Consider the following 13,999-nt stretch of genomic DNA (forward strand, 5'->3'; position numbering starts at 1 on the left):
CCGCTCCTTATCCGAGGCATTAGCCATTCTTTGGTATCGCCGTGATTCCTTATGTCATCATGGAGTGATGGTCCGACCATATACAACATGGTGCTTATCCATCCCACCCAACCACCGTACCAGTAAAGGCCGACGCTTGGTGTATTGGGCTGTCAATCCTGTAGACAACGCCTGACCATGCCTCCCCCCGAACCTATCAGCCAAGGAAGATGTAAATGAAATTTCGTTATAGCCTGCGCCAATTGATTGCCACGGCCGTGCTTTTTCCGGTCCTGTTCACTGGTGCGGTGGGGACGGGGCACGCAGACACGCCGCGCGCCGAAATCGCCACGCAGGTCAAGACCTATGCGTCTACCGATGGCGTCAAAGCATGGACTTTGCGCTACGGCCCGCGCGAGAACAACCAGGCACTGATTCAGGTCACCGATTCCGACAGCACGATCGACAAAAAGATTTTGCTCGCAACGACCAAAACCACGGCCAAGGACACGCGATACACGGTAGAGCTCAAAGGTCGACCCTACGTGCTGCTGATCCTCAATGGAAACGCCGGCGAGCTGCATGTCCCCGGCTCGCAGAAGTCCACATGGGTGCGCTACGATGAATACCTGTCCGCGCAGAGTAATCCGGAACACTACCTGACTGACTACGAGCAGCAAGTCAAACCGTAATCTGCCTCGAGCTACGTCCTGGCTGGCCTTGCAAAGCGATTTGTTAAGAATCCTACCGCAGGATTCTTGCTGTAACAGATCGGCCTGCCCACTGCTACACCGTTTTGGCAAAGCTGCCATTCTGATGTGGTAAGGGTCGAGATCTGAAGATCTGTTAACCGACGCAGTCCCAGCCGGTGCGATTCTTTTAAATAAATCGCAGAATATCAGGAGCGGGATTCGGCTATTTCCTCAGTTTGAGAGGATATTTGTGACCGCTCAGATCTTTAACCGCGTCCGTTTGCACTTGTCTCCAGTCAATTAGCCGACTAATGGCTTGGCGTTTTGCATGCACGGTCGTCGACCGAGGCATCCGACGCACAACAGTCCTGTAGCAGAAGGGCGATGCAACGCTTACGAGCATAAATGGCGGAGAAATCTCCAGCCTCGAAGCTTACAGTGATGGCATTCGATTGCCGAAGTCACTTGTGGTGGTACGAGGCAATCTTTGTGTAGATCGCTGGATCGAAGCGCTCAGGCCGCGCCGATTACATCCGCAGGTATTGCTACAGGCCTTTTGATTTTGCGAAATCTATACGCGCGAGATGTAGTGATGTGTGGTCATTCAATATACTTTTGCGGTGATCTAAACAATGCCGGCCTGCTTTGGGTTGATCACGATGATGAAGCAGGAGAGCAGGGCGACGGTGACTTGATCGTTGTCGGAGCAACAGTTGCAGCGGTATTTGCTGCTTTGCCGGGCGCCCGGCCGTAACTTCGAGGTGGCTGTCGGGCACTGCGCATCTGGAACCGCGGCGGCTGGGATCTGGTCGCTGGGGGGGAGTGTGAACGGTGTTTCAATCCGCGCTGCATGCAAGGGATGCATTACCTCAAGATGCCCTACTCGATCCCGTAAAAAAAATGTTTTTGGCCGATCGGTACGTGAAGGGGATATGCCCCTCATGCAATGCCAAGGACCAGTATGGGGACTCCTGTGAGGTTTGCGGTGCAGTTTATCAGCCTGCTGAGCTGATTGAGCCAAAGTCTGCTTTGACGGGGGTGACCCCTGAGCTTCGGCAATCTGAGCATTTCTTTTTCAATCTTTCACAGAAGCAATCGACTGACTTCTTGATCGGCTGGGTGTCAAGCGGTACGCTCCAGCCAGAGGTGGCCAATAAACTAGCGGAGTGGTTTGAGAAGGGCCTTGCTGATTGGGATATCTCCCGCGATGAGCCGTACTTTGGAATTGAAATTCCTGATGCGCCAGGCAAGTATTTCTATGTTTGGCTTGATGCACCTATTGGTTATCTTGCAAGCTTGAAGAATCACTTTGACAAGGGGCAGGCAAGGGATCATTGGCATAGGCCTTCCCGCTCAGATCAAAGCTTCGATGAATTCATGTCTGACGAGAGTGTCGAGCAAGTACATTTTATTGGCAAGGATATCATCTATTTTCACGCGCTCTTTTGGCCAGCAATGCTTCACTTCAGCGGACGAAAGGTACCCAGTAGTGTCTACGTGCATGGCCATTTAAATGTTAACGGCGAAAAAATGAGCAAGAGTCGGGGCAATGGTATTGACCCTTTGAGGTATCTCGAACTTGGGATGAATCCCGATTGGTTGCGTTACTACTTGTCCGCTAAACTGAATAGCCATGTTGAAGACGTTGACTTCAACTCTAAAGACTTCTCACTAAGAGTGAACTCCGATCTGGTAGGGAAGTATATAAATATTGGCAGCCGCTCCTCAGGCTTTCTAACGAGACGTTTTGAAGGAGTTTTGGGGGAGCCCAACGAGGACGGGAGAGCTTTGTTGACGGCTCTTCAAGAACTCATTTTGCACTCATCCGAACTCCTTGATCAACGGGAATTCGCTCGGACTATTCGTGAAATAATGCAACATGCGGACAAAATTAATGAGTATTTCGACATGCATGCGCCTTGGGAGCTTAGCAAAGATGAGGGTCGTCTCAAAGACCTCCACGAGGTATGCACCACCAGCATTGAGGCTTTTCGTCTTCTCACCATATGCCTTAAGCCGATTATTGCAGCACTGGTAAGGAAGGTTGAAGACTTCCTCGGTGTAAAACCACTTTGCTATTCGGATCGCTTGAGCCTTCTTGGGGCTGGACATAAAATCAATACTTATCAACACCTGATTACAAGAGTTGATCCGATGGCGATTGACGCTGCGTTTGATAACCATATATCCAATGGCGGCCAACAAAATTGAAAGCCGCTACTGAACGTATGTTTGTCAGCAACCGCCAACAGTGGGAATACACGATATCTAAATGACGAATGAATCCTATGGTTTCCGTGAAACCTCCTCCGAGATCGGCGCTAAAATTATTAGAATCGCCATTTCATGGCCTTCATCTGTGCCTAATGCGCTTTATGCGGCATTTTTGCGTGTAAGGTAATTTTTTGGAAATAAAATTAGTGAACGAAGATTCTGTCCTTAGCATAGACGATTTAGATCCTGCGCGATCCATCCCTACAATTTTTCGAGATCGCGAGATCACACCGAGCAATCTACTGCTGCTGGCGGACCACTCGCGGATGACAGCTGATCCCAACGCAGATGGATATCCACAATTTATGTTTCGGGATCGTGGACTGTTTCTACGTGCTTTTTCCAACGGAAAGTCAATCCAGGACGATGGCGCAATGCGGTCGACGTATTTCGAAAGTCCCGACTATGCTGTCTGCCTCACCGTTAGAGGAGAGTTGCAAAAACCTTCGATGCTAGAACGCCTGCGTGGTGAGCCAGCGCAGCAGGCATGGTCGATGACATGCGAGTTTCGCGAAATGGTCGAGGATGCGACATGGCACGTGATCACGTCCGATATTCCAGAGGCCGCGCGGAACTTAGCGTTTAACGGCTGGACCCTAATGCTAAATGCTGTCGCTTCTCAGGCGTACGTGCGCACTGTTGTTACGCCGATCATGCTGCGGGAGGTGCTTGCGCTGCCTGTGGTGCAGCCATACAACGACTTCTACAGCGACGAACGTTGCGGGTTGTGGGCTGAAACCTGTTTCTGTGCGTTTCGGCAGGACGGCGCGCTACGGCATGGTAAGCCACAATCGGCAATGCTGCGTGTCACCCATACCACACCCAAGCCGGATGGTAACCAACGCCGTGAACGCTACTTTTACGAAATCCAGAGGCACTTTGACGGTTCTGAGAGCGTTTGCATCGAGTTGGATGCCGAGCCGGATAACGATGCGGCAGCATTGCTGAAGCTCAATTTTAACGACGGCGACCGTTTGGATACGGCAATTCGCATTTTTCACCTAGCCAAGCGGGAACTGGAACATGTCGATCAACGGCTTCAGTTCTATGGTTTCGTCCCTGATTGTGATGATCATTTTGCTCTCGATCACTGGCGTGCGTTGGGGCTGATTCCTGCGAACGGTAGGCGATTGGTACGGGCATTCGGCACTCAGATAACGATACCTCCCGTGTTGTATGCGCTGGCAGCAGCGGCAGACGAGGGCGCGCTGGATGCCGACGAATTGAGCGGTGTGTTCTCGCTTTCATTCGAGGACATAGGCAGTACCGCTGTATGGTTTTCCTCGCCTGCAACACCGTCGAGCGAAGCTGCCGCATTGCAATTGGGCGTGTTCGGCAAGAATCCGGATGGCTCAGCATTCGCCGTCTGGCAAGCCCCGGGCGGCGGCTATCCGGTCGTTTTTCTGGGCTCGGAGGGCGAGAATGCCGTTCTGGCGGTCGATGCCGATCAGTTTATGCAACTACTGGCAATCGGATACTATGAGTTGCGCCCGGGCACGTGGGACGACGAGGTCCAAGTTCATAACGAGGATGTCTATGGTGTAGAAGAAAGCCTCGCCAATCCCGACTTCCAGGTATGGATAAGCGCACGAGGTTTGCATATCCCTCGCACTGGGGAAGAGATCGTATCGGCGGCCACAACAAGGTATGGTGCCATTTTTGATAACTGGTGCAAGAGTGCAGTAGAAGCTTAACCGAAAGAGAATCAAGATCTTCTTGGAGCTCACTTGGACCGTAGTGTTAAGCTTCCCGAAGCTCAGAACTGTACGTGTTCGAACCTCTGAGAGGCCTGCGAGGCTACGCAATGCGCCGCAATGGCGTTCGCACCCGTCACTAGTCGGTCCGCTGGTACACGTGCGCACCGCGCCCCTACGGCGTCACTTTGCCGAAGTCAGCGCCACAAGCACCATCCCAAGAACGATCAAGCTGGCAGAGAAGGTGCGTTCCTACGTCGAGCGGGTTCTAACGCCGAGGACTGCTTGCACCAACGCCACGAGCGCAAAAACCAATCCGGCGACGATCACATGGTTGCCGGAGCCATTCTCGATGGCATATGGGGAGATGGACGGATCCATCTCGTAGATCAGGTCATCTTTCCGCCCGGTGAGTGCGATGGCCATTAGACCGAGAAGTGACGCTGTATGGAGAACGATGCGAATCAGCTTTTTCATGGCGAACATGTTGCTTTATGTCGAGTACGGATCGGAAGTCTTAGCGATACCAGGAAATCAAATCCTGTCAGATCATCTTTGATCTGAGCCACCGCCTGTCCGCGGCCAGAACAAGCACTGATTCCGGACCGTGTAGGCCGCGTAGGGGCTCAGGTTGCTACCGCTACCTGATGCCAGCTTGATGTTGTCCAGACAGCTGGACACAGGCACCCGTCCTTCGACCTGTCGCAGATAGCGCAGGTTCACCACGATCACGCTGATTTCGGTACCCGCGCCACAGTAGCCATGCCCATCGCCTGGTGAGGAACGGCGTGCGGAGAGATAAAGGAGCTTGCCGTGCTGAGATACGTCTGCAGCTGCATTGGCAGCCAGCGGATGAGGCCCTCCGCGGCTAACCGAGCGGGGTCGTAAGCATGAGGGATGGTCTCTAGCACGGTGTTCCGTGCATTGGGGGCGTGCAGCACGACTCGACCGGATACTCGCTCATACGTGAGCTTCAGCAAGCCATGCGGCGCAGCGCACAACATCTTGTCCCCTGTGAGGGCCGGGACCTTGTTACTCTCTGGTGAGCTGTCATTGGCGACGGCATTTGCGGCACCCACGCTGCACATCACGGCACCAGACAGCACGATTAGCAGCGGCTTCAGGACGGGCGACATGTTGCACCACGTGGCATGGGAAATTGGGCGATAGTGCCGCAGCGGCAGGTCAACGGGGGGGTAGAACCTTCGGGAAGAGCAGCTTGAAATTTACCCAGGGATAGACTGATATCAAGCTCAATCACAATAAAGCTCCATTACATCAATGTGGAAAATATGATTATTCTTGTGAATTTGGCTCTCGGCATTGGTTTAATACCTCTCTAGCTACATCGCAAAATAAATCAAACAGTAAAAATAGTTTTTCTTTCTTTTCTTTGCTTTTAAAATCCACTGCTGAATATAGCGCCGTAGATAAATCAAAAAGAATGCTTGCGATCGATTTAGGTATTGCATCGCTGCCCGAATATATAGTCCCGACTTTTCTTAGCAATTTTATTAATTTCTCCATTTCACGTTGCTCTATATCTCCATTTAATCGAAGTTTATAAATTGTGTCATCACAAAATTTTAAAAATTCTTCTATTGCAAATTCATTGTTATTCATGGCAATGATTGATTTATATTTAATGATGCACGCTCGATGATCAATGCCATTTGAGATTTTGAATGGCTATTATGAATTTTCTCCTGGATCGCCCGCATCAGTGATTACATTCGTCTTGTAAAGGCATGAGCGATATTCCCACTTGTAAATTTCATTCAGATTTTAATGTGCCTCATGCAACAGGCACTCCTAGACTTCTGGTGGTCGAAATGGATTGAGATTCGAAATATTTTATGCTTCCACTTAGTCGAGCGTGCGCTGCTTAATGTTGCGCATCCGAACCAATGGCAGACATGATTTCTAAATGATCATCTCCGGCTATCTTATCTTGTAGCATTGGTGCGTTTTGGTGTGCGTCATTCCTCGCAATTGGTGCTTATCTAATATTTTGCCTGCCTTTAATTTCCCACCAATCTTGGATAACAAAACTGCCCCAACTCTGGATCGCACTACAGCTCCAATAGATGAGCGGTGGAAAGAGGACGAACTGCATAGAAGTCAAGGTGTATCTGCCGCCGCGTACATCGTTTCGAGCTCCAAAGAGAACACCTTGTACAGGTCTAATTCACAAATTGTCCAGTCGCGACCATTAAATATTTCAAATTTTTCTTGCTGCCCAAGCCCAAATAGCAATTCGCCGTCCGTGCTAAATCTTCCTGCGACAAGTGATTCCGAAATTAGCTCGGCGAAATCGCCTGCAAGGCGATAAGCTTTTGAGTTTAATGATGCAATATATATAACGCCTTTGTATGTGCACAATTCACTCATATAGAGATTTGGCTCTGTATCGTAGCGCCACCAGTCTGAAGAGCCATTCCATCGAAATACACCGCCATTACCGCCCGATAGATAGATTTCGTTTTCACTGACGCAAAATACATCCACGAAATCGCTTGCGGTAGGAACGTCTCTAACCCACGACCACCCATTGCCACGATTAATCATGAGAAGACCAGAGCTACCCACAAGTACTTTAAAATTAGAATGTAAGCCATGCATGTGAGATATGCGCGGGTGGTATTTTAAAACATCCTCTTTTGTAAATTTTGGCGTTATCGATACCACACGGTCTCCTCCACAGTAACTGGCCCAGTCGTCTGACGCTCTCCATAGTCGGCCGCTACGGAAAAAAATCTCTTGTGGGTGTTCAACCAGGGCTCCGTTGTTCCACGTGTGATGCATGAAGTTAGCACCTGTGAGGATTAAATCATTCCCAGCGCATTTTTGCGCCATAGAAACCCAGGGCCACGGAGTTGGCTGAATCTCTACGCCAATTAACAATTCACTCGATCTGAGATCAACTACGACCACGGCAGAGGCACTAAAGTGGTTCTTTTCCGCTCCAACAAGTGCTAAGTGATAGGAAGAGTTTTGCATTTTTTGAATATCGACAACTGTTGAAGTCCAATTCATTGTGATTGCATCCTTAGTAAGTTATCGACTCGGCTCGGTTGGTCGCATCGAAGGGCCTCATCGGGACGATGATGCTGTTAAATTTGGCAAGCTCGACTGAAGTAAATTTTCGACACATTTATGCGTACGGCAGATGACGATTGCCAACCTTGCGTACCACGGCGCCATAACTGCCATCCGGTCACGATATCCGAAATCCGCAGTCGGCAATTCACCTTGCGCAGACTATGCTACAACTCGCTTCTGGCAACGAACACAAGTTGCCTGAGCCGGCGATTGATAAGCGGGCGGGTTGCAAAGTTGGGCTGGATGGCCGATAATCTACTCGACATGGCCACGGTTATGAAATGCAGCCCGCGTGTGAACGCTCTGGTCAATCTGAGCTAAATGCTGCAACAGGCACATGAGTGAGCTGCGCAGCCTTACGCCGAGAAAAATCATTTGCTAGACATTGAGCTCGGAGAAGCCTGATCGTTTGTGGCAGCGATGCGCAGAGACTGGCGCAGGTGGTCGCCATTTGCTCACCCAAGCCTACCCTGGAGGTGCGATCGAGCTTCAGATCCTGCGGGACGGATAAGGATCAAAACTCGGTGGCGATCCTGGGCAACAGATCGGACTACTGGCAGGTTCTATTGCCGAGCTGTTTAGCCATTCGCTCAGGCGCTTGGCGGTGCCTCCAATTCTGAGGGTGATTCGGCCAGGCTCAGCTTGGGATGGCACTGTCTCACACAAGCTTCAGCGGCATTTGGTCTGGTGCACGAAAGAGCGGCGATACCAGCCAAGCTTGAGTGGACCAAGGATGTTTTCTGTCTGTCAGCCACTCATCGACTTCTGTTTGGTTGAACGAGGTGCCTGAGCTATCGGCGCGGGCTCCGGCGATCCATTGCCTACGATCGTAGGCCCAGGCTTGCCCATAGTCGCGCCAGCCACTGAAACATCCGTTGGCGCGCTGGGCGTTCTGCATCAGCACGTACCATTGCGTCGCCTCGTCCACCCAGCCTGGCAAGCGGGACACACGGGTGGCGAAAGCCACCCTTGCGCAGGCGAACGCCATGGCGCTGCGTGGGTCGTCCTGATCGCGCAGTGCATCAAGATCAATGCGGAACCATCGCCGAACAAGGCACTCCGTCACCGCGGCTCGTACCTGGGTGTCATCGAGGTCGGCGCGCAAGCCAAACAGGTGTAGAAGGGCGGGCCGCAGCGTGCGCAACAGTTCTTCCCGCGGCGGCGCTGCGCCGCTCTATGCCGAAAAAGGTGGTCGCCACTCTAGTGGGCAACAAACGGGTTGACCGAGAACTCAGAACTATTTGTGGTCTTCCGCGGGACAATACTCAGCAAGAAATTTTCCTTGCAATACGCTTTCATCTGAAAAATTGAATTTATAGGTTCCAGAGTACATTTTCTGGTCAGGTATATATGTGTACGAAACGTTTCCAGATTTGCAATAATTGTCCCCTCCAATCCTAGAGCCCTTAGGGAACAGCTCAAAACAGTATTTTAAGTCGGTAACACTGACTTCCTTTGCGGTCGCTCCTGCTAAATCACTCTTAGATGCAAAGACGATTGGATCGTTCTTGCGGATAGACGGACATGATCCTGTTGTGCTGTAAAGCCAGAACGCAAGGTTGCGATTCTTGCCACTGTCATTCCATAGTGCATTTGGCTTTAGATCAGAATAATGTATTGAATCTGATCGAGAGGCGGCCATGCAGCCCGAAATCATTAATATAGCAAATGCATAAAGGCGGATCATAGAGTTAATTTCCGATGGTAATATAGGCGGCAAAACCGCGCCATAGCCTGGACGCTTGTTACCCCAAAAGGGGCTTAGAGCCCATCTTCTGTTAAAATATACTAATATAAAATATCGCGAAACCTGGCAAGTCTTAGTTTGCTAATATATAATTTACTTCTCACAAACACGAATTCATTAGAATTTTGTCTCAGCTATTTTTGTAAACGTCTCACATATTTGAGAACGTGACAGTTGGTGAAAAAGCAGGGCTGAGCCTTTCGGACTGAGGCTGTGCTCCAACAGACCCATTGGCGTCCCAGCTAAGCTTAGGATGGGCTGTCAGTTGCAAGTGTCACCGGTACTTTGTCTGGAGCACGAAAGAGCGGCGATACCAGCCAAGCTTGAGTGGACCAAGGATGTTTTCTGTCTGTCAGCCACTCATCGACTTTTGTTTGGTCGAACGAGGTACCTAAGCTATCGGCGCGGGCTCCGGCGACCCATTGCCTGCGACCGTAGGCCCAGGCTTGCCCATAGTCGCGCCAGCCACTGAAACATTCGTTGGCCCGCTGGGCGTTCTGCATCAGCACGTACCATTGCGTCGCCTCGTCCACCCAGCCTAACAAGCCGGACACACGGGTGACGAAAGCCACCCGTGCGCAGGCGAACGCCATGGCGCTGCGTGGGTCGTCCTGATCACGCAGTGCATCAAGATCGATGCGGAACCAGCGGCGACGAAGGCACTCCGTCACCGCAGCTCGTGCCTGGGTGTCATCGAGGTCGGCGCGCAAGCCAAACAGGTGTAGAAGGGCGGGCCGCAGCGTGCGCAACAGTTCTTCCCGCGGTACGGGCTCATTCGGATCAGCAAAAGCAGAGCGCACGCGCGCTGTCGCCATCGGATGGGCCAGGCTGAGCGCCCAATTGCGCTGCTGGTCGAAGCCGTAAGTTACACGGCCAGGCATCGGCTGTGCCGAGGGCACCGGCTCTGGCGCGTCCGCGTCCGACTGTTCGTCGGCCTTCATCAGCCAACGCGCCAAAAACCAGCCAACAAGCAAACCGACTACCCAAGTCATGAGGCAGTTACTCCCGGAGTGTGGCTGGTCGCTTGGGCGACTGCATAGGCGACCGTCGGCGCCAGCGCCATCCCGCTCAAGCCCGAGGGGTCCTTCGCGGCTGCCAGCCATTGCACAAGCGGCGAGGGCGATGGCAGTTGTGGAAGCATATAGGAATGATTTTTGGTGACCAGCAATTGATCGGCTTCGTCTACTACATCGCCTACCTTGCGCCAGCCGGCGCGGACCCGCACCAAGCCGAGGGCGGCAGCATCGGCACAGGCGCCTTCGGCGGTCGGCAGTGAGTTCAGGAAGTCAAGCACAGCGTCGCGATAGCGGTCTACTGGAGGCCGGTTTTGCTTTCCCTTGACCTGATCAATGGCCAGGAGACCAGACTCATTGACCAGAGCACTGATAGTGATGTGGGGATGGTTCTGCCCGGTGCGGTAGCTGAAGATTCGCAGCTTGCCTGCCTCACATTGGCTTGCGTAGTGCTCGCCATAGCCGCCTTGCAGGTTACGGCGGTCGGCGAACTGGCCAAGGCAGTGGCGCATGAGTTGGCTCTCGTAGGCCATCTCGCCGCGTAACTCAGAGTTGCGTGAAGATGAACCGCCGAGCAGCTCAACGAACATCCCTTGATCGTCACGCCAACGCTCTGCAACCGCGGACGGAAGGTGCACTCGCTGGCCTGAGCGCGTCTGCGCCTCAAACAGCGCATGCTCCGCGTGCCACAGGGCAAGCGCCTGCGGGCATGTCACGCGCATCAGCTTTCCTTGCAACGAGGTGCCCTGGCGCGCATTGAGGAATTCGACAAGACGGCCCTCCATCTCAAGCAGCGCCGGGGCCTCCGGATCGATCCACCAAAGCGTGGCGCTGTTGGCCTTGCTAAGACGTGCGGACACCCAACTCGGCACAGCCGTTGGAGCCAGCGCGGCGCGGGCTTGTTCCATCGATTCAAGGGCACGCAGCTGCGGCGCCGGCGCGTCCAGGTTGCCCACCACGTGGCGGTAGAAATGATTGGCCAACCAAGCAGCCACCTCGAGAGAGTCGCAGCGTTTCGTGCTGCGCCGCGCGATACTGGCCTTCAAGGCGGGAGCGTTGACCACGTCCCTCGGCGCGTATGCGCCGTCCTGGGAGCGCGTTGCTTTGTGGTCGCTCACCAGACTTTCCACCAGGGCTTTTTGTCCGGAATGCCCATGGCGCTTTTGCAACGTCGGATGTCCTCCTGGGCATACTCGCGAACTTGGCGGTCACCCTCACCGTCGTCGCCCAACCGGCTGGCCTGCTCGAAAAACTGGAGCGCATGATCGCGGTGACCAGCGTTCTCCAAAGTTAGTCCTGCCAAGCGTCTGCAGCAAGGGTCCTGCACAGACGTCACCTTGATCAGTGCGGGCTCCAACCGAGCGAGTGCGTCTTCCGGCTGATCGCGCGACATCTTGGCCAAGATGGAGGTCAGTGCGCTTAGGTAGCTGACAAGCGCCTCCTTGTCCTGCTCGTCACCGCACTCTGACCACCACTCATCGAGGCGCTGTAACCAGATCGGCACTTCGGCGTGGCGGTCTAGAGCGATGAGCGCTCCGCACACCCAGCTTGCATAGTCAGAGAGATCATGGCGGCTGTATCCATTCTCCTGGGCAAAGTGCCAGAGTTGATCGGCGGCGTGGACGTAGTCGGCTTTGCGATCCAGATCGTAGTACGCGACCATCAACCCATGATAGTGCTCGGCGAAGGGGCTGGCAGCGATGCCTTTATGGTGGAGCGGCAGCGCATGCTGGGGCGCGCCCTTGCGCGTTCTGTAGTGAATGGCCAAGTTGTTGCACAGCATGGCGTACGCATGCACGTCGCCGTCTTTATAGTGGCCTCTGCCGCTGTCAAAGAACGCTTCATAGCGGCGGAGACCCATCTCATAGTATCGGGCGGCTAAGTCGGCCACAGCATTAGCGTCGTATCGCGTTTTTGCGGGCAACTCTTGAGGCAACCGATGGTTCAGCGCTACACCCACGTTGTAACACCAGCCTCCCGAGGTGGCTTCCACCACGGGCAAGGTCAGAGCCTTCGCAACGCCATGGAGCCTCATGCGTAGGAACCAAAGCTGCTCGATGTTGCGACTATTTGCCAACTCGGGCTGCGCGACAGCAGACTCAAGCAGCATCAGAGCCTGATGCTCGTTGCCATCGGATCGCAACAACCGTGCGGCGCGCACTGCAGCGGTGGCAGCGTTGCCGGGAGCCGCTCGCTCGGCCATTGAAAGGTGTCTGTCACCGAAGGCACGCGGGTCTTCGTCGCCGCAAATCCAGTGCAACTCGTCTTCCTCAACAGCGCAGGCCATCGTGAGCGCCCAATACGGGTGGCCCAGCGCCTGCGAGACGTCCGTCCGCGCAAGCGCTACTTGTGCCAACCTGCATGCGTGTTCGGCGGAAGTTGAGCGCGCATTGTGAACAGACTCAAAGCCAAGTTTTGCAGCGGCTTCATCTTGGCCGGTTGCCAGCAGCCAGTCCATCACAAGGCAGGTGAAGCCGTCATCATCGTCTTCGGACAAGGCATAGCGGCCCAACTGGGCCTTAGCTAGCGCATCGTGCATCTGTCCTTGCGCGGCGGCAGCCTTGGCTTCAAGCCGGAACAGCCGCACTTCGATGCCGCGTTTCACCGGCAACGAAGTGTCTGGCGGCATACGGTCACGGATGTTCTTGACCACAAGCCCTACGCTTTCTGGCGCCAGAGCGATGAGCTTGTCGCTGAGCTTGAGCCAGTCGTGGTGATCTATATCCTGTCCTGGCTCTGTCGCGGCGAGCGCCTGCAGGCAGGCCTGCGCGCAGGCTTTCGCCTGCGTAGCATTGCCCTGGTCCGCGTAGCTTTCGCTCCTGCGCAAAGCCAAAACCGCATCGTCCCAGGCGCGGTAGGCTGAGCGGCCCTGCTGGGCGGTGTCGCACTCATGGATCGCGGCGAAGCATCGCCGTTGCATTTCGAAGTCACCGGATCCGTGGGAAAAATATGCCAGCTTGTCCCAATCTTCGGTTGATCGGGAAGTAAGCGGTTGATTGCGAAGCAGCGCCTCCGTAGCCATCAGGCTGGCCGCCAACCCTTCGGAGTTGCCACTTTGCCTGTGAGCTTGGCTGTGCGCGGAAACTCGCCAGAACGCCAGCGCAATCTTGGCCGATGTCTTTTCGTCCAAAGGCAAGGCCTCAACCGAAGCGGGGCCCTGTTCGTCCAGCACGCGTAGCGCCTCATCGCATTCTGCGGCACGCAGCCACAAGCGGTGTAACTTATAGACGGCAGACATACTGTCGGCGCGGCACAACTGGCTACGCAGGGCGGCGGCTAAACCAGTCCGAATGCTGTCTTCAGAAATCCCTGCCTCAAGTTGCTCATCAACAGCTTCCTCTGTGTCATCGAGGAAAACTTCCAGGCGGCTTCCGCTGAGGGGGGTGAAATGATTGGCGCTATTCACAAAGGCTCCGAGAATTTACTATTCCGCTTCAGACGGCGTTTTGGATAGATCAGTGCAGCACGAGGCACATTCAGGACGAGACATATCTCTCC

General features: G+C 53.8%; 10 protein-coding genes. 3 read left to right on the forward strand and 7 right to left on the reverse strand.

Translation table 11 applies throughout. From position 1 onward, the window contains the following. Window positions 1–215: 215 nt before the first annotated feature. The 3 genes from ACIGHN_RS27005 to ACIGHN_RS27015 all read left to right on the forward strand — a co-directional run bounded on the left by ACIGHN_RS27005 (window position 216) and on the right by ACIGHN_RS27015 (window position 4,639). Window positions 216–671: a hypothetical protein gene (locus tag ACIGHN_RS27005; protein ID WP_396507302.1), complete on the forward strand. Its 456-nt coding sequence runs from the start codon at window positions 216–218 to the stop codon at window positions 669–671. Window positions 672–1,502: 831 nt separating this feature from the next. Continuing rightward, the gene (gene metG / locus ACIGHN_RS27010) at window positions 1,503–2,882 is read left to right on the forward strand and encodes a methionine--tRNA ligase (RefSeq protein ID WP_396507304.1); all 1,380 of its coding nucleotides are present in this window, start codon (window positions 1,503–1,505) and stop codon (window positions 2,880–2,882) included. A gap of 209 nt (window positions 2,883–3,091) precedes the next feature. Next, on the forward strand, window positions 3,092–4,639 hold the full coding sequence (locus ACIGHN_RS27015) for a hypothetical protein (RefSeq protein WP_396507305.1): 1,548 nt from the start codon (window positions 3,092–3,094) through the stop codon (window positions 4,637–4,639). Between the two features lie 252 nt (window positions 4,640–4,891). Here the strand turns inward: ACIGHN_RS27015 and ACIGHN_RS27020 are convergent, their stop codons facing one another. The 7 genes from ACIGHN_RS27020 to ACIGHN_RS27050 all read right to left on the reverse strand — a co-directional run bounded on the left by ACIGHN_RS27020 (window position 4,892) and on the right by ACIGHN_RS27050 (window position 13,907). Further along, complete coding sequence (locus ACIGHN_RS27020; protein ID WP_396507307.1) at window positions 4,892–5,116, reverse strand: hypothetical protein; 225 nt, start codon at window positions 5,114–5,116, stop codon at window positions 4,892–4,894. A gap of 819 nt (window positions 5,117–5,935) precedes the next feature. Continuing rightward, window positions 5,936–6,262, reverse strand: a complete 327-nt coding sequence (locus ACIGHN_RS27025; RefSeq protein ID WP_396507308.1) for a hypothetical protein — start codon at window positions 6,260–6,262, stop codon at window positions 5,936–5,938. Window positions 6,263–6,760: 498 nt separating this feature from the next. Beyond that, window positions 6,761–7,675: a hypothetical protein gene (locus tag ACIGHN_RS27030; RefSeq protein ID WP_396507309.1), complete on the reverse strand. Its 915-nt coding sequence runs from the start codon at window positions 7,673–7,675 to the stop codon at window positions 6,761–6,763. 724 nt (window positions 7,676–8,399) lie between these two features. Further along, the gene (locus ACIGHN_RS27035) at window positions 8,400–8,846 is read right to left on the reverse strand and encodes a DUF1266 domain-containing protein (RefSeq protein ID WP_396507311.1); all 447 of its coding nucleotides are present in this window, start codon (window positions 8,844–8,846) and stop codon (window positions 8,400–8,402) included. Window positions 8,847–9,736: 890 nt separating this feature from the next. Continuing rightward, on the reverse strand, window positions 9,737–10,480 hold the full coding sequence (locus tag ACIGHN_RS27040) for a DUF1266 domain-containing protein (protein ID WP_396507313.1): 744 nt from the start codon (window positions 10,478–10,480) through the stop codon (window positions 9,737–9,739). Continuing rightward, entirely contained in the window at window positions 10,477–11,670 is a 1,194-nt protein-coding gene (locus ACIGHN_RS27045) for a hypothetical protein (RefSeq protein WP_396507315.1), read from the reverse strand. The genes ACIGHN_RS27040 and ACIGHN_RS27045 overlap by 4 nt, the downstream gene beginning before the upstream one ends. Further along, complete coding sequence (locus ACIGHN_RS27050; RefSeq protein WP_396507317.1) at window positions 11,616–13,907, reverse strand: hypothetical protein; 2,292 nt, start codon at window positions 13,905–13,907, stop codon at window positions 11,616–11,618. The genes ACIGHN_RS27045 and ACIGHN_RS27050 overlap by 55 nt, the downstream gene beginning before the upstream one ends. Between the last annotated feature and the right edge of the window lie 92 nt (window positions 13,908–13,999).

Origin of the sequence: Acidovorax sp. NPDC077693, assembly GCF_044542805.1 — a bacterium.
GTDB lineage: Bacteria > Pseudomonadota > Gammaproteobacteria > Burkholderiales > Burkholderiaceae_C > Acidovorax.

Excerpts from the sequence above, each read along its gene's own strand:
- ACIGHN_RS27005 (WP_396507302.1), top strand. The coding sequence starts at position 216 with ATGAAATTTCGTTATAGCCTGCGCCAATTGATTGCCACGGCCGTGCTT.
- ACIGHN_RS27020 (WP_396507307.1), bottom strand. The coding sequence starts at position 5,116 with ATGAAAAAGCTGATTCGCATCGTTCTCCATACAGCGTCACTTCTCGGT.
- ACIGHN_RS27025 (WP_396507308.1), bottom strand. The coding sequence starts at position 6,262 with ATGAATAACAATGAATTTGCAATAGAAGAATTTTTAAAATTTTGTGAT.
- ACIGHN_RS27030 (WP_396507309.1), bottom strand. The coding sequence starts at position 7,675 with ATGAATTGGACTTCAACAGTTGTCGATATTCAAAAAATGCAAAACTCT.
- ACIGHN_RS27040 (WP_396507313.1), bottom strand. The coding sequence starts at position 10,480 with ATGACTTGGGTAGTCGGTTTGCTTGTTGGCTGGTTTTTGGCGCGTTGG.